At 72.9% G+C, this 14,102-nt stretch carries 16 protein-coding genes; 15 read left to right on the plus strand and 1 reads right to left on the minus strand.

The annotated features are described in order from the left end of the window. Window positions 1–27 precede the first annotated feature (27 nt). The 3 genes from IEZ24_RS07560 to IEZ24_RS07570 all read left to right on the plus strand — a co-directional run bounded on the left by IEZ24_RS07560 (window position 28) and on the right by IEZ24_RS07570 (window position 2,224). The gene (locus tag IEZ24_RS07560; RefSeq protein WP_129454913.1) at window positions 28–711 is read left to right on the plus strand and encodes a class I SAM-dependent methyltransferase; all 684 of its coding nucleotides are present in this window, start codon (window positions 28–30) and stop codon (window positions 709–711) included. Window positions 712–779: 68 nt separating this feature from the next. Continuing rightward, a complete protein-coding gene (locus IEZ24_RS07565; protein WP_129454912.1) occupies window positions 780–1,361 on the plus strand; it encodes a carboxymuconolactone decarboxylase family protein in 582 nt (193 codons plus the stop codon). Window positions 1,362–1,417: 56 nt separating this feature from the next. Beyond that, entirely contained in the window at window positions 1,418–2,224 is an 807-nt protein-coding gene (locus IEZ24_RS07570; protein ID WP_242498465.1) for an RNA polymerase sigma-70 factor, read from the plus strand. A gap of 31 nt (window positions 2,225–2,255) precedes the next feature. Here the strand turns inward: IEZ24_RS07570 and IEZ24_RS07575 are convergent, their stop codons facing one another. After that, window positions 2,256–2,795 carry an inorganic diphosphatase gene (locus IEZ24_RS07575; RefSeq protein WP_129454910.1) on the minus strand — a complete coding sequence of 180 codons (540 nt, stop codon included), beginning with the start codon at window positions 2,793–2,795 and terminating at the stop codon, window positions 2,256–2,258. A 111-nt stretch (window positions 2,796–2,906) separates the two neighbouring features. Between IEZ24_RS07575 and dacB the strand changes: the two genes are divergently transcribed. The 12 genes from dacB (at window position 2,907) to IEZ24_RS07635 (ending at window position 14,047) form a co-directional block, all read left to right on the plus strand. Next, entirely contained in the window at window positions 2,907–4,409 is a 1,503-nt protein-coding gene (gene dacB / locus IEZ24_RS07580) for a D-alanyl-D-alanine carboxypeptidase/D-alanyl-D-alanine endopeptidase (protein WP_165356064.1), read from the plus strand. Window positions 4,410–4,461: 52 nt separating this feature from the next. Continuing rightward, entirely contained in the window at window positions 4,462–5,478 is a 1,017-nt protein-coding gene (locus IEZ24_RS07585) for a zinc-dependent metalloprotease (RefSeq protein WP_129454908.1), read from the plus strand. 7 nt (window positions 5,479–5,485) lie between these two features. Further along, on the plus strand, window positions 5,486–6,469 hold the full coding sequence (tilS, locus tag IEZ24_RS07590) for a tRNA lysidine(34) synthetase TilS (protein ID WP_129454907.1): 984 nt from the start codon (window positions 5,486–5,488) through the stop codon (window positions 6,467–6,469). A gap of 200 nt (window positions 6,470–6,669) precedes the next feature. Next, window positions 6,670–7,605 carry a DUF559 domain-containing protein gene (locus IEZ24_RS07595; protein WP_129454906.1) on the plus strand — a complete coding sequence of 312 codons (936 nt, stop codon included), beginning with the start codon at window positions 6,670–6,672 and terminating at the stop codon, window positions 7,603–7,605. Window positions 7,606–7,744: 139 nt separating this feature from the next. After that, a complete protein-coding gene (gene hpt / locus IEZ24_RS07600; protein ID WP_129454905.1) occupies window positions 7,745–8,296 on the plus strand; it encodes a hypoxanthine phosphoribosyltransferase in 552 nt (183 codons plus the stop codon). A gap of 125 nt (window positions 8,297–8,421) precedes the next feature. Beyond that, entirely contained in the window at window positions 8,422–10,488 is a 2,067-nt protein-coding gene (ftsH, locus tag IEZ24_RS07605) for an ATP-dependent zinc metalloprotease FtsH (RefSeq protein ID WP_439116358.1), read from the plus strand. Beyond that, window positions 10,485–11,105 carry a GTP cyclohydrolase I FolE gene (gene folE, locus IEZ24_RS07610; protein WP_129454903.1) on the plus strand — a complete coding sequence of 207 codons (621 nt, stop codon included), beginning with the start codon at window positions 10,485–10,487 and terminating at the stop codon, window positions 11,103–11,105. The genes ftsH and folE overlap by 4 nt, the downstream gene beginning before the upstream one ends. 32 nt (window positions 11,106–11,137) lie before the next feature. Beyond that, window positions 11,138–11,980 (plus strand): dihydropteroate synthase, encoded by an 843-nt coding sequence (gene folP / locus IEZ24_RS07615; RefSeq protein ID WP_129455019.1) that lies wholly within the window; start codon window positions 11,138–11,140, stop codon window positions 11,978–11,980. After that, window positions 11,977–12,351, plus strand: a complete 375-nt coding sequence (gene folB, locus IEZ24_RS07620; protein ID WP_129454902.1) for a dihydroneopterin aldolase — start codon at window positions 11,977–11,979, stop codon at window positions 12,349–12,351. The genes folP and folB overlap by 4 nt, the downstream gene beginning before the upstream one ends. Then, window positions 12,344–12,913 (plus strand): 2-amino-4-hydroxy-6-hydroxymethyldihydropteridine diphosphokinase, encoded by a 570-nt coding sequence (folK, locus tag IEZ24_RS07625; RefSeq protein ID WP_129454901.1) that lies wholly within the window; start codon window positions 12,344–12,346, stop codon window positions 12,911–12,913. The genes folB and folK overlap by 8 nt, the downstream gene beginning before the upstream one ends. Further along, entirely contained in the window at window positions 12,910–13,419 is a 510-nt protein-coding gene (locus IEZ24_RS07630) for a DUF3180 domain-containing protein (RefSeq protein WP_129454900.1), read from the plus strand. The genes folK and IEZ24_RS07630 overlap by 4 nt, the downstream gene beginning before the upstream one ends. A gap of 10 nt (window positions 13,420–13,429) precedes the next feature. Further along, window positions 13,430–14,047, plus strand: a complete 618-nt coding sequence (locus IEZ24_RS07635) for a hypothetical protein (protein WP_129454899.1) — start codon at window positions 13,430–13,432, stop codon at window positions 14,045–14,047. The last annotated feature ends 55 nt before the right edge of the window (window positions 14,048–14,102 follow it).

A 14,102-nucleotide genomic window follows, 5' to 3' on the forward strand; every position in this document is an offset into this window, starting at 1 on the left:
AGCCGACGAGCACCCCGAGGAGGACCGATGCGCATCCGCAGGAACGGGATCGTCGGGGCGTGGAGCGAGGACCCGCTGTGGGCGAAGGTCTACCCGCTCCTGGTGGAGCACCCGGCCCTCGGTGCGCCGCTCTGGCGCCTCGGGCTGGGCACCGACATCACCCGGCTGTACGCCGCCGTCCGCGAGATCGGCGAGCTGCCCGACGGTGCGCGCGTGCTCGACGTCCCCGTCGGGGGAGGGGTGGCGCTACGGGGCCTGCGCCCGGGCGGTCGCCTGCGACTCGTCGCCGCCGACATCTCGCCGCGGATGCTGGAACGCGCCCGCGCCGCCGCCCGCGACCGCGGGGTGGCCGACCAGGTGACGACGTCGCTCGCCGACGTCGGCCGGCTGCCGTTCGCCGACGACTCGTTCGACCTCGTCGTCTCGTTCACCGGGCTCCACGTCTTCCCCGACCCGCACCGCGCGATCACCGAGATGGTGCGGGTGCTGCGGCCGGGTGCTGCCATCACGGGCAGCGCCTTGTTCACCGGATCGTTCCGCGGCCTCGAGCGGCGCTACGGCCTGGTGCACGCCGCCGGTCGGCTCTCCCAGGTGCTCGGGCCGATGTGCACCGCCGCGGAGGCTCGGCGTTGGCTCGCCGAGGCGGGAGCCCCGGGCGCGCGCATCGAGATGAGCGGCGGCATCGGCTACTTCCGCGCCGTCAAGGACTGAGCCGCTGTCACAGGTCCGGCCCGGGCGGTGTCTCCATGTCATCGACACCCGATGAGAAGGAGAGACCGATGCCCAGCCAGTTCCGGATCCCCCAGGCCACCCTCGACGGCGCCTACGGCGCGATCATGACCCGCGTGGCCACGCGCAGGTGGGGCCAGGTCCCCGACAACGCCTACGTGCTCTGGCACAACAAGCCGGTCCTCAAGGCGGTCTTCGGGTTCGAGCAGAAGGTCGGCCGGTGGAAGGCGCTCGACCCGCACCTCAAGGCGTACGCCGAGATGGCCAGCGCCGGCGCGATCGGCTGCTCCTGGTGCCTGGACTTCGGCTACTTCCTGGCCCACACCCGGGGCCTCGACGAGGCCAAGGTGCGCGAGGTCCCGCGCTGGCGGGAGTCGGACGTCTTCACCGGGCTCGAGCGCGAGGTGATGGCGTACGCCGAGGCGATGACCGCGACGCCGCCGGAGGTCACCGACGAGATGGTCGCCAGCCTCGACCGCCAGCTCGGCCACGCGGCGGTCGTGGAGCTGACCATGATGGTCGCCGTGGAGAACGAGCGCTCGCGCTTCAACGCGGCCATGGGCCTGGCCTCGCAGGGCTTCAGCGACGTGTGCGAGCTGCCGCTCGCCGGAGCTGGGAGCATCGAGGGGTGAGCACGACCGAGTCCTTCACCGCCCACCGCAACCTGCTCTTCACCGTCGCCTACGAGATGCTCGGCTCGGCCGCCGACGCCGAGGACGTGCTCCAGGAGGTCTGGCTGCGGTGGGCGGACGTCCCCGCCGGGGAGGTGCGCGCCCCGCGCGCCTACCTCGTGCGGATGACCACCCGGCTCGCGCTCAACCGGCTGCGCACGCTCGCGCGCCGCCGCGAGGAGTACGTCGGCACCTGGCTGCCGGAGCCGCTGCTCACCGCCCCCGACGTGGCGCAGGACGTCGAGCTCGCGGACAGCGTGTCCACGGCGATGCTGCTGGTGCTGGAGACGCTGCCGCCCACCGAGCGGGCCGTCTTCGTGCTGCGCGAGGTCTTCGACGTGCCGTACGCCGAGATCGCCGAGGCGGTCGGGAAGTCCGAGCCCGCGGTGCGGCAGGTCGCCAGCCGGGCGCGTACGCACGTGGCCGAGCGACGCCCGCGGGCCTCGGTCAGTGCCGCCGAGCGCGACGCGGTGATCGACAGGTTCCGGGCGGCCACGCAGACCGGGGACCTCCAGGGGCTGATGGACGTGCTCGCCCCGGACGTGGTGCTGATGACCGACGGGGGCGGCAAGGTCAAGGCCGCGCTCAACCCGATCCTGGGTCGCGAGAAGGTGCTCCGCTTCCTCACCGCCGTCACCCCGGACACGCTCGAGCTCGAGCCCGTCTGGCTCAACGGCTCGCCGGCGATCCAGTTCGTCGTCGCCGGGCAGCGCGACGGGGTCGGCACGATGCTCGTCGAGGACGGCGTCGTGACGCGGCTGTTCCTGGTCCGCAACCCGGACAAGCTGGGCGCGGTCGGCGAGGAGGTCGGCCTCAGCCGGTGAGGTTCAACCGGTGAGGCTCAGCCGGTGATGCTCAGGCGTCCTCGCCGAGGCTCTCGTCGGCGATGTTGTCGAGGTCGTTGCCGTGGCCCTCGGTCTTGAAGCGCTCGAAGGAGGCCTGCACCTCGAGCTCGGCCTCGGCGCGGCCGACCCAGTCGGCACCCTCGACGGACTTGCCGGGCTCGAGGTCCTTGTAGACCTCGAAGAAGTGCTGGATCTCGAGCCGGTCGTACTTGGAGACGTGGTTGATGTCGCGCAGGTGCTCGAGGCGCGGGTCGTGCGCGGGCACGCACAGCACCTTGTCGTCGCCGCCGGCCTCGTCGGTCATCCGGAACATGCCGATCGCGCGGCACTCGATGAGGCAGCCGGGGAAGGTCGGCGACTGGAGGATCACGAGCGCGTCGAGCGGGTCGCCGTCCTGGCCGAGGGTGTTCTCGATGAAGCCGTAGTCCGCGGGGTAGGCGGTCGAGGTGAAGAGCATGCGGTCCAGGCGGATGCGCCCGGTCTCGTGGTCGACCTCGTACTTGTTGCGCTCACCCTTGGGGATCTCCACCAGCACGTCGAACGTCTGCACGTCTTCCTCCACTCTCCGGCACCCCGTCGGGCCGTCGCCAAGTCAAAGCTCGCCACGTCCGGCGATGGCCCGACGCGTTTCCTCGGGGCAGTGTCGCGCACAATGACCCCGATGCGCGAAGCGAGAGGGTCGAAAGTCCGGCGACGTGAGGTACGCCACTCCGGCGGCGGCGCGCGCCGCTGGCTGTCGGTGTGGGTGCCGACGCTCCTGGTCCTCGCGCTGCTGGCCGCCGGGGTGGGCGCCTACCGCTTCGAGTGGGGCCAGCGCTACCTGCCCTGGCTGGCCGCCGACCCGGTGACCGAGCCCGAGCAGGTGCTCGCGCCGGCCGGCCTCGACCTGCCCGAGTGGTCGCCGCCCGCGGCCGACGACGCCCTGCTCGACCCGGCCCCCGCCGCGTCGTCCGCGATCGACGCCGGCAAGGTCGCCGCCGCCCTGTCCGCCGACCTCGCCGACCCCGACCTCGGTCGCCACGTCGTCGCCGAGGTCGCGTCGCTGTCGCCCGGGTCGCCCACGTGGACCTCGGGCGACGGCCGCTACCTGCCGGCCTCGACCACGAAGCTCCTCACCCTCGGCGCCGCGCTGGAGGTGCTCGGCCCCGACCACACCTTCGCCACGCGGGTCGTGCGCGGCGAGCGACCGCGCGAGCTGGTGCTCGTGGGTGGCGGTGACCCGCTCCTGGCCAGCAAGCCGCTCACACTCGCCGAGGCCGAGTCCACCTATCCCGCCCGCGCCGACGTCACGACGCTGGCCCTCGAGGCCGCCGAGGCGCTCGGGGGGAGCGGCCGGGTGCGGGTGCGCTTCGACGACAGCCTCTTCACCGGTCCGACCGACAACCCGGCCTGGCGCCGCGACTACGTCCCCGACGACATCGTCAGCCCGATCACCGCGCTGATGGTCGACGGGGGCGACGAGCCCGACAGCGACCTCAAGCAGGACGAGCCGTCGCTGGCCGCCGCCCGCGTCTTCGCCGACGCGCTGCGCGCCGCCGGGCTCCGGGTGGCCGGCGAGCCGCGCCGCACCGTCGCACCGGCCGCAGCCGAGGAGCTCGCCTCGGCCGAGAGCGCACCGCTCGCCGAGATCGCCGAGCGGATCCTCGACGTCAGCGACAACGAGGGCTCCGAGGTCGTCGCCCACCAGGTCGGCCTCGCCACCTCCGGCACTGGGTCCTTCGAGGCGGGCGCCGCCGGGGTGCTCGACACCCTCGCCGGCCGCGGCATCGACGTGGCCCGCGACGAGGTGTACGACGGCTCGGGCCTGTCGCGGCGCAACCGGGTCGCCACCTCCACGCTCATCGGGCTGCTCCAGCACGCCGCCGGACCCGAGGGCGAGGCCGTGCGCAGCCTCCTCACCGGCATGCCCGTCGCCGGCTTCACCGGCTCGCTCACCTACCGCTTCGCCGAGGGTCCCCCCGTCGCGCGCGGGCTGGTCCGCGCCAAGACCGGCACCCTCACCGGCGTGCACGCCCTCGCCGGCATCGCCGTCGGCCGCGACGGGGTGCCGATGGCCTTCGTCCTCGGCGCCGACAAGGCGCCGCCGGAGGAGCGCTACGACGCCCAGGAGGCCCTCGACCGCGCCGCCGCCGCGCTCGCCGCCTGCCGCTGCTCCGCCGACTGACCTCCCTCCCCACGCCGGGAGCTCATTCTTCGCGCCCGGCTAGGGTCGGGACATGAACCTCGTCGACTGGGACTTCGCCGTCACCGTGGGATCCCGGATCGCGGGGCCCGGGCCCGACGTCTCGCCCGACGAGGCCGCCGCGGCGGTGATCGAGCTCCGTGAGGGCGCCGAGCGCTCCACCCCGCTCGTACGCGACTTCACCGGCCTCCACACCGAGGCGGGGACCGCGCCGGTGCTCGTCGTGGACCGTACGGGGTGGCTGCGCGCCAACGCCGACGGGTTCGCCACGATCCTCAGCCCGGTCGTCGACAGGCTCGTCGAGAAGAAGGGCCCGCCGTCCGCGTTCGCCGAGGCGTTCGGCTCGCGGGTCACCGGCGCCGAGGTCGGGCTGATGCTCGGCTTCCTCAGCAGCAAGGTGCTCGGGCAGTTCGACCCGTTCCACGACCCCCACGGACGCCTGCTCCTCGTCGCCCCCAACATCGTCCACGTCGAGCGCGAGATCGGCGCCGACCCGACCGACTTCCGGCTCTGGGTGTGCCTGCACGAGGAGACCCACCGGGTGCAGTTCACCGCCAACCCGTGGCTCGGGCCGCACCTCCTCGCCCAGATGCACGCCGTCGCCGACACCATCGAGCCGAGCGCGCTCCTCGACGGCCTGCGTCGTGGCGCCGAGGTGCTCCGCGGCGGCAACGGCAGCGTGCTCGACCTCGTCTCCACGCCCGAGCAGAAGGAGATCCTCGACCGGGTCACCGGCGTGATGTCGCTGCTCGAGGGCCACGCCGACGTGGTGATGGACGGCGTCGGCCCCACGGTCATCCCGTCGGTCGCCGAGATCCGCACGAAGTTCAACCAGCGGCGCAAGGGCGCCGGATCGCTCGACAAGCTCGTGCGCCGGCTGCTCGGCCTCGACGCCAAGATGGCCCAGTACCGCGACGGCGCGGTCTTCGTGCGCCACGTCGTCGACAAGGTCGGCATGGACGACTTCAACGCCGTCTGGAGCGGCCCCGAGACGCTTCCGTCCAAGGCCGAGATCAGCGACCCCGACACGTGGGTCGCCCGGGTGCTGTGACCCTCCGGTGACCCTGCACCCCTCGGTCGCCGCGGTCCGGATCCCGGTCCGCACGGCGCTGTCCGACCTCGCCGCGGGGGAGACCGTCGCGGTCGCGTGCAGCGGGGGAGCGGACTCGCTGGCCCTGGCGTCCGCGACCGTGTTCGAGGCCCGCAAGGTCGGCCTGCGCGTCGCCGGCGTCACCGTCGACCACGGCCTGCAGGCCGGCTCGGCCGACCAGGCCGAGCGCGTGGTCGCCCAGCTCGCGGGGATGGGGGTCGACGAGACGCTGACCGCCCGCGTCGCCGTCGACGACGCGTCCGGGCTGGGTCCCGAGGCGGCCGCCCGGGAGGCGAGGTACGCCGTCCTCGAGCAGGTCGCCGAGCACCTGGGGGCGCGGCTCGTGCTCCTCGGCCACACCCTCGACGACCAGGCCGAGACCGTGCTCCTCGGCCTGGCCCGCGGCTCGGGCGGCCGCTCGCTGCAGGGGATGCGCCCGGCGTTCGGCGTGTTCGCGCGCCCGCTGCTCGGCGTACGCCGTGCCGACACCGTCACCGCCTGCCTCGTCGAGGGGCTCGAGGCCTGGGACGACCCGCACAACCACGACCCCGGCTACACCCGCGTACGCGTGCGCGAGCGCGTGCTGCCGGTCCTCGAGGCCGAGCTCGGGCCCGGCGTCGCCGAGGCGTTGGCCCGTACGGCCGGACAGCTGCGCGAGGACACCGCCCTGCTCGACGAGCTGGCGGCCGAGGCCCTGGCGGAGGCCCGGCGCGACGGAGCGCTGGACGCCGCCTGGCTGGCCGCCGTACCTGCCGCGCTCCGGCGCCGTGCGCTCCGCCGGGCGGCGCTCGAGGCCGGCTCGCCCGCCTCCGAGCTCACCCGCGACCACGTGCTCGCCGTCGACGCGCTCCTCACCGGCTGGCGCGGCCAGAAGTGGATCGACCTCCCCGGACCGCTCCGCGCGCTCCGCCGCGACGGGCTGCTCGTGTTCGAGGCTCCCCCTCCTGCGTGACGGGCTCCCCCCTGCCGCCCTCCCGATGAACTTCCACTCGTACGGGTGGAACTTCACTGGTCCCTGAGCGTGAATCGAGGCAACAGCCCATGAACTTCCACGCGCTCGGGTGGAAGTCCCTCGATGGCCGCCCGCGCGACGACGAGCCCGCCTGTGGATGACGTACGCGGGCCAGGTCCCGACCGCGGCACGCTGGTGAGATGCACCGCCACCGCCCCTTCGATCCCCGGCAGCCGTTCCCGCGGTTCCGCGCGCTCCAGGCCGGGATACCGCGCGCCACGGTGGACTCGCCGGCCTTCCGTCGGCTGCTGCACGGGATCATCGTCGCCGCGGACGTGCCCGACTCGGCGCTGCTCCGGGTCAAGGCCGCGCTGGCCTGCTACTTCGACAGCGCGTACGCCAGCCACGCCTCGGCCGCTCGCGTGTGGCGGGTGCCGGTGCAGACCCGGCCGCTGGAGCACGTCACCGTCCCGGACGACTCGCACCGGCTCCGTCGTGCCGGGATCGTCACGCACCGCCGAGCAGGCGCGGCGGTCGCCGTGCGCCACGGCGTATGGGTGTCTGTCCTGGCCGACCTCTTCGTCGAGCTCGCCGACGAGCTCTCTCTGGTCGAGCTGGTCGTCGCGGGCGACTGGATGGTCAGGCGGCACCGGGTGCGGATCACGGACCTCCGGCAGGCCGCGCAGCACGCGTCCGGGCACGCCGGCCGGTCAGCACGGAGGGCGGCCGGGTACGTCCGGGCGAAGGTGGACTCGCCGATGGAGACCCGGCTCCGGATGCTCATCGTGCTGGCAGGTCTGCCCGAGCCGGTGGTCAACGCGAGCATCCGCGTGGTCGGTGGCGAGCAGGTCCGACGGTTCGACCTCAGCTGGCCGGAGGCCAAGGTCGTCGTCGAGTACGACGGTCGGCACCACGTCGAGCGCATCGAGCAGTGGGAGGCCGACCTCGACCGGCGTGAGGAGATCGACGACGACGGCTGGCGGATCCTGGTCGTCGTCGCGTCCGGCATATACGCCGATCCGGCCCGAACCGTGGGGCGTGTCTTCCGGCTCCTCCGGGCTCGAGGGCTCGAGGGTCTCCCCGAGAGGCCGTCCGAGGACTGGCGCCCGCACTTCCCCGGCCGCCTCGCGGCCTGAACCTCCACCCGTAGGTGCGGAAGTTCATCGGCGGCTGAGCGTCAACCGGCCCGCCAGGGGATGAACTTCGGCGCGCTCGGGTGGAATTGCATCCGGCCGGGTTCCGCCGGTCCCTGGCAGCGGCCCTAGGCTGCAGCCCATGGACACGTCCCACGTGGAGCACGACCTGGTCAACGTCCTCTTCACCGAGGAGCAGATCCAGCAGCGACTGGCCGAGATGGCGGCCCAGATCACCGAGGACTACGAGGGGCGTGACCTGCTCGTGGTCGGCGTCCTGCGCGGTGCGGTCATGGTGATGGCCGACCTGGCGCGGTCGATGCCGCGCCACCTCGAGATGGACTGGATGGCGGTCAGCTCCTACGGCTCCGGCACCAAGTCCAGCGGCGTCGTACGGATCCTCAAGGACCTCGACACCGACATCAGCGGTCGCGACGTGCTGATCGTCGACGAGATCATCGACACCGGCCTCACGCTGAGCTGGCTGGTCAACAACCTCTCGAGCCGCAACCCGGCCAGCGTCGAGATCGCGACGCTGCTGCGCAAGCCCGAGGCGCTGTCGATGCCCGTCGAGCCCAAGTACGTCGGGTGGGACATCCCCAACGAGTTCGTCGTCGGCTACGGCCTCGACTACCGCGAGCGCTACCGCAACCTGCGCGACATCGGCACCCTCGCGCCCCACGTCTACTCCTGAGGCCCCGCGGGGGAGGGCCCACGACGGGCCTCGGCGGGTCGCTCCGCTTCACCCCGCCTGAAACAATGTGGGCCCCGGCGGCGTGTAGCGTCGCCTCCTCAACTCCGAACCGGTGAAAGTTGCCTGTGAAGCGCATATTCAAGGGTCCCTGGCTGTGGATCGTCCTGTCCGCCTTCGCGGTGCTCCTGGCGATCCAGTTCCTCGCGCCCAGTGACGGCTACGACGAGGTCAACACCTCGACCCTCGCCTCCTACATCGACGAGGGCAAGGTCGACAAGATCACCTTCATCGACGGCGACCAGGAGATCCAGGCGACCCTCGACGAGGGCACCCGCGAGGAGGGCGACAAGGTCGTCGCCTACTACATCCAGGGTGAGCAGGAGGAGCTCCTCGCCGCGGTCAAGGAGGCGAAGGCCGCCGAGACGCTCGAGACCTACAACTCCAAGAACCCGCAGCCCAGCTTCCTCGGCTCGCTGCTGGCCACCCTGCTGCCCTTCGCGCTGATCATCCTGCTGTTCATCTTCCTGATGAACCAGGCCCAGGGCGGCGGCGGACGCGGCGTGATGCAGTTCGCCAAGTCCAAGGCCAAGCTCATCACCAAGGACATGCCCAAGACGACGTTCAGCGACGTCGCCGGCTGCGAGGAGGCGATCGAGGAGCTCGGCGAGATCAAGGAGTTCCTCACCGACCCGGCCAAGTTCCAGGCCGTCGGCGCCAAGATCCCCAAGGGCGTGCTGCTCTACGGCCCGCCCGGAACCGGCAAGACCCTGCTCGCGCGCGCCGTCGCCGGCGAAGCGGGCGTGCCGTTCTACTCCATCTCCGGATCCGACTTCGTCGAGATGTTCGTCGGCGTGGGTGCCTCCCGCGTCCGCGACCTGTTCGAGCAGGCCAAGGAGAACCCGCCCGCGATCGTCTTCATCGACGAGATCGACGCCGTCGGCCGACACCGCGGCGCCGGCATGGGCGGCGGCCACGACGAGCGCGAGCAGACCCTCAACCAGCTGCTCGTCGAGATGGACGGCTTCGACGTGCGCGGCGGCGTCATCCTCATCGCCGCGACCAACCGCCCCGACGTCCTCGACCCGGCGCTGCTGCGACCGGGCCGCTTCGACCGGCAGGTGCAGGTCGACGCCCCCGACCTCAACGGGCGCCACAAGATCCTCCAGGTCCACTCCCGCGGCAAGCCGATCGCCAAGGACATCGACCTGCTGAGCATCGCCCGCCGTACGCCCGGCTTCACCGGTGCCGACCTGGCCAACGTGCTCAACGAGGCCGCGCTGCTGACGGCGCGCAGCAACGCCAAGATGATCACCGACGCCTCCCTCGACGAGGCGATCGACCGCGTCATCGCCGGCCCGCAGCGGCGTACGCGCCTGATGAGCGAGCGCGAGAAGCTCATCACCGCCTACCACGAGGGCGGCCACGCCCTGGTCGCCGCGGCGCTGCCCGGCACCGACCCGGTGCACAAGGTCACGATCCTGCCGCGCGGTCGCGCGCTGGGCTACACGATGGTGCTGCCCGACCGCGACAAGTACTCCCAGACGCGCAGCGAGATGCTCGACTCCCTCGCCTACATGCTGGGCGGCATGGCCGCGGAGGCGCTGATCTTCCACGACGTCACCTCCGGCGCCGGCAACGACATCGAGAAGGCCACCAACCTGGCCCGCGCGATGGTGACCCAGTACGGCATGACCGAGCGCCTCGGCGCGGTCAAGCTCGGCGACAGCAACTCCGAGCCCTTCCTGGGCCGCGACATGGGCCACACCCGCAACTACTCCGAGGAGACCGCCGCCGCGGTCGACGGGGAGGTCAAGACCCTGCTGGGCCACGCCCACCAGGAGGCCTTCGAGATCCTGGAGACCAACCGCGACGTCCTCGACGCGCTGGTGCTCGCGCTGCTCGACAAGGAGACGCTCGACAAGGCGGAGATCGCCGAGATCTTCGAGCCGCTGACCCGGCGCCCGGCGCGTCCGGCGTGGACCGGCTCGCCGGAGCGGGTGCCGTCGACGATCCCGCCGGTGGACATCCCGCAGGCGATCCGCGACCGGGTCATCGCGGACGCGTCGGCCCAGGAGGAGGAGACCCGCAACGCCGGGGCGATCCTGACCCCGCCCGGTGCGGGTGGCGACATCCACGGCACGCCCGAGCTGGGTGGCGACACGCCGACCCCGCCGCACCCGGACGCGCCGTGACCGACCCGATCACCGTGCCCGAGCGCGCGCCCGAGGACGTCCCCGACTTCGACCACGCCCGCGCCGAGGCGGCGGTCCGCGAGCTCCTGTTCGCCATCGGGGAGGACCCCGACCGCGAGGGCCTGCGCGAGACGCCGGCGCGCGTCGCCCGGGCGTACGCCGAGCTCACCCACGGCCTGCGCCAGACCGCCGAGGACGTGCTGACCACCACGTTCGACCTCGGCCACGAGGAGATGATCCTCGTCCGCGACATCGAGCTGTGGTCGATGTGCGAGCACCACCTCGTGCCCTTCACCGGCGTGGCCCACGTCGGCTACATCCCCGCCGACACCGGCAAGATCACCGGCCTGTCCAAGCTGGCGCGGCTCGTCGACGTCTATGCCAAGCGGCCCCAGGTCCAGGAGCGCCTCACCACGCAGGTCGCCGACTCGCTGATGGAGATCCTCGGTGCCCGCGGCGTGATCGTGGTCATCGAGGCCGAGCACCTCTGCATGACGATGCGGGGCGTCAAGAAGGCCGGCGCCCGCACGATCACCTCCGCGGTGCGCGGCGGCTTCCTCACCAACCAGGCGACCCGGGCCGAGGCGATGACGCTGATCCACTCGGGCACCAGGTGACCGTGGCCCACCGGCCGTCCACTCCCCGGGTGATGGGGATCGTCAACGTCACCCCGGACTCCTTCTCCGACGGCGGGCGCTGGGACACCACCGAGCGAGCCGTCGCCCACGGCCGCACCCTGCTCGCCGAGGGCGCCGACATCCTCGACATCGGCGGCGAGTCCACCCGCCCCGGCGCCACCCGTCCGCTCGTCGCCGAGGAGCTCGACCGCGTGGTCCCGGTGATCCGCGAGCTCGCGTCCGGCGGTGCGGTCGTCTCGGTGGACACCATGCGGGCCGAGGTCGCCGAGGCGTCCCTCGCGGCCGGCGCGCGGATCGTCAACGACGTCTCCGGCGGCCTCGCCGACCCGCGGATCCTCGAGGTCGTCGCCGCCAGCGACGCCTCCTACGTCGCGATGCACTGGCGCGCCCACGCCGACCGGATGCGCGACTTCACCGACTACGCGCCCGACGGCGTCGTCGCGTCCGTACGCCGTGAGCTGGCCGAGCGCCTCGACGCGGCCGAGGCCGCCGGGATCGCCCGCGAGCGGATCGTCCTCGACCCCGGGCTGGGCTTCGCCAAGGAGCCGCACCACAACTGGGAGCTGCTCACCCACCTCGACGTGCTGGTCGACCTCGGCTGCCCGCTGCTCGTGGGGGCCAGCCGCAAGTCGTTCCTCGGCGCCCTGCTGGCCGCCGACGGTGCCGCCCGGCCGGTCGACGACCGGGAGCACGCCCATGCGGCGCTGGTGGCCCTGCTGGCCGGCCGCAGCGTCGACGTGCTGCGGGTGCACGACGTACGCGCCACGCGGGACGCGTTGGCCGTGGCGGAGGCGATGGGCGTACGCCGCGAGGGCGAGCCGAACCTGCTGACCCACAGGAGCGACGAGGGATGACCGACGAGCTGTCCGTGACAGGGGTGGAGTGCTTCGCCCACCACGGCGTCTTCGACTTCGAGCGGCGCGAGGGCCAGGTCTTCGTCGTCGACCTGGTGCTCGGCATCGACACCCGGCCCGCGGCGGCCTCGGACGACCTCGCGGACACCGTGAACTACGGCACCCTCGTGGCCGACGTGAAGGCCGCCGTCGAGCGCGACCCCGTCGACCTGATAGAAACCGTCGCTCAGCGCATCGCGGATGTGTGCCTGTTGGACACTCGTGTTGAATGGGCCCGAGTGACGCTCCACAAACCTGATGCACCCATCGACGCGACGTACTCGGACGTCGCGCTGACGATCACCAGAACGCGAGGCAACGCTCATGACTGAGACCCCCAACCCCAACATCGTGGACGCCGACTCCCTCACCGGGGAGATGCACCCGATCCGCCGGGTGGTGGTCGGACTGGGCTCCAACCTCGGGGAGCGGCTCGCCTCGCTCCAGGGCGCGGTCGATGCGCTGGCCGACACCCCCGACTTCTTCGTCACCGGCGTCTCCCCGGTCTACGAGACCGAGCCGGTGGACTCGCCGGACGGCGCCGGGTCCTACCTCAACGCGGTCCTCCTCGCCGACACCACGCTGCCCGCCGCCCGCCTGATGGAGCGCGCGCTGGCGGTCGAGGACGCGTTCGAGCGCGAGCGCACCGACGTGCGCAACGCCCCCCGCACCCTCGACGTCGACCTGATCGTCGTCGGAGACCGCCGGTCCAACGAGGACTTCCTGCGGCTGCCGCACCCGCGCGCCCACGAGCGCGCCTTCGTCCTCCAGCCGTGGCACGACCTCGAGCCCGACGCCGTCTTCCCCGATCGCGGCCCGATCGCCGAGCTGCTGCAGTCCGCGGACACGTCGGGGGTCAAGAAGCGCGACGACCTCGTGCTCGAGGTCGAGTGAGCGCAGGTCCTCAGGCGGGCCCCGGACCCGAGGACGAACCGCCGGAGCCGCGCGGCACCCTCCGCCCCACGACGGCGCGTGCCCTCACGGTGTGCGCCGTGCTCGGCCTTGTCGTCGGCTGGGGCATCCACCCCGTCGCCACCGCCCTGACCGGGCGCCCGCCGCTGGTGTCGTGGGTCCAGGCCCTGGCGCTGGTGATGGTCGCGGCGATCATGGGGTTCCTCGCCTGGCACACCTGGCAGACCGTGCACGTGCGGGGCGAGCGGCTCGAGCCGCACCAGGCGGTGAACCGGCTCGTCCTGGGGCGCGCCTGCGCGATCGGCGGCACGCTGGTGGCCGCCGGCTACGTCGGGTACGCCGTCAGCTGGCTGGGCGACGCGTCGCAGCTCGCCGACCGCTGGGTGCTCCGATCCGTCGTCGCGGCCGCCGGGGCGGCCGGGGTGATGCTCGCCTCGCTCGCGCTGGAGCGAGCGTGTCGCGCCGACGGCGGGCGGTCGCAGCCCTAGTCTGGACGGCATGCCTTCCCAGCAGCCCCAGCAGTCACAGGCGTCCCGGATGCCTGCTCGTCGGCGCCAGCGCAGCACGCGCCTGGCCGTCGCCGTCGCGCTCCTCGCCGTCGGCGCGGCGCTCGTGTTCGGCGCCCTCGTGTCCACCTCGACCGGACTGACCGCTGTCGCTGCCGTCGTGGCCGTGCTCGCCGGTGCCGCCGCGACCCGGATCACCCACTCCGAGCTCATGCAGACCCGCCGCGACGCCGCGCGCGACCGCGCCGTCCAGGCCCAGGAGTACCGCGCGCTGACCGAGCGCCGTACGGCCGAGTCGACCGCCTTCGCCGCCGACATGTCGCGCCGCATCGCCGAGCGTGAGGACGCCATCGGCGTGCTCGAGCGCGCCCTCTCCGACGCGCAGAAGAACGCCGCCGAGCAGGGCCTCAAGCGCGCCCAGGAGGCCCGTCGCGCCGACGCCGCCGAGCAGGGCCGCGACACCGCCGAGCGGGGTCGCGACGAGGCCGAGTCCCGTGCCGCCGAGGCGATCGTCCTCGTGGCCGAGCTCGAGGCCGAGATCGACGTCGTCCGCGCCGAGCTCGACTCCCTCCGCGCCGCCGCCGCGCGCCGCAACCACCGCAGCGCCTGACGCGCCCGTACGGCTCCGCTCGCACCGCCGGGCCGGGCGTACGGAAGAATGGCTG

The organism is Nocardioides ganghwensis (genome assembly GCF_014779655.1).
Taxonomy (GTDB): Bacteria; Actinomycetota; Actinomycetes; order Propionibacteriales; family Nocardioidaceae; genus Nocardioides; species Nocardioides ganghwensis.

Coding starts and splice junctions, on each gene's coding strand:
- IEZ24_RS07560 (WP_129454913.1), top strand. CDS start 28: ATGCGCATCCGCAGGAACGGGATCGTCGGGGCGTGGAGCGAGGACCCG.
- IEZ24_RS07565 (WP_129454912.1), top strand. CDS start 780: ATGCCCAGCCAGTTCCGGATCCCCCAGGCCACCCTCGACGGCGCCTAC.
- IEZ24_RS07570 (WP_242498465.1), top strand. CDS start 1,418: ATGCTCGGCTCGGCCGCCGACGCCGAGGACGTGCTCCAGGAGGTCTGG.
- dacB (WP_165356064.1), top strand. CDS start 2,907: ATGCGCGAAGCGAGAGGGTCGAAAGTCCGGCGACGTGAGGTACGCCAC.
- IEZ24_RS07585 (WP_129454908.1), top strand. CDS start 4,462: ATGAACCTCGTCGACTGGGACTTCGCCGTCACCGTGGGATCCCGGATC.
- IEZ24_RS07595 (WP_129454906.1), top strand. CDS start 6,670: ATGCACCGCCACCGCCCCTTCGATCCCCGGCAGCCGTTCCCGCGGTTC.
- hpt (WP_129454905.1), top strand. CDS start 7,745: ATGGACACGTCCCACGTGGAGCACGACCTGGTCAACGTCCTCTTCACC.
- folP (WP_129455019.1), top strand. CDS start 11,138: ATGGGGATCGTCAACGTCACCCCGGACTCCTTCTCCGACGGCGGGCGC.
- folB (WP_129454902.1), top strand. CDS start 11,977: ATGACCGACGAGCTGTCCGTGACAGGGGTGGAGTGCTTCGCCCACCAC.
- folK (WP_129454901.1), top strand. CDS start 12,344: ATGACTGAGACCCCCAACCCCAACATCGTGGACGCCGACTCCCTCACC.
- IEZ24_RS07635 (WP_129454899.1), top strand. CDS start 13,430: ATGCCTTCCCAGCAGCCCCAGCAGTCACAGGCGTCCCGGATGCCTGCT.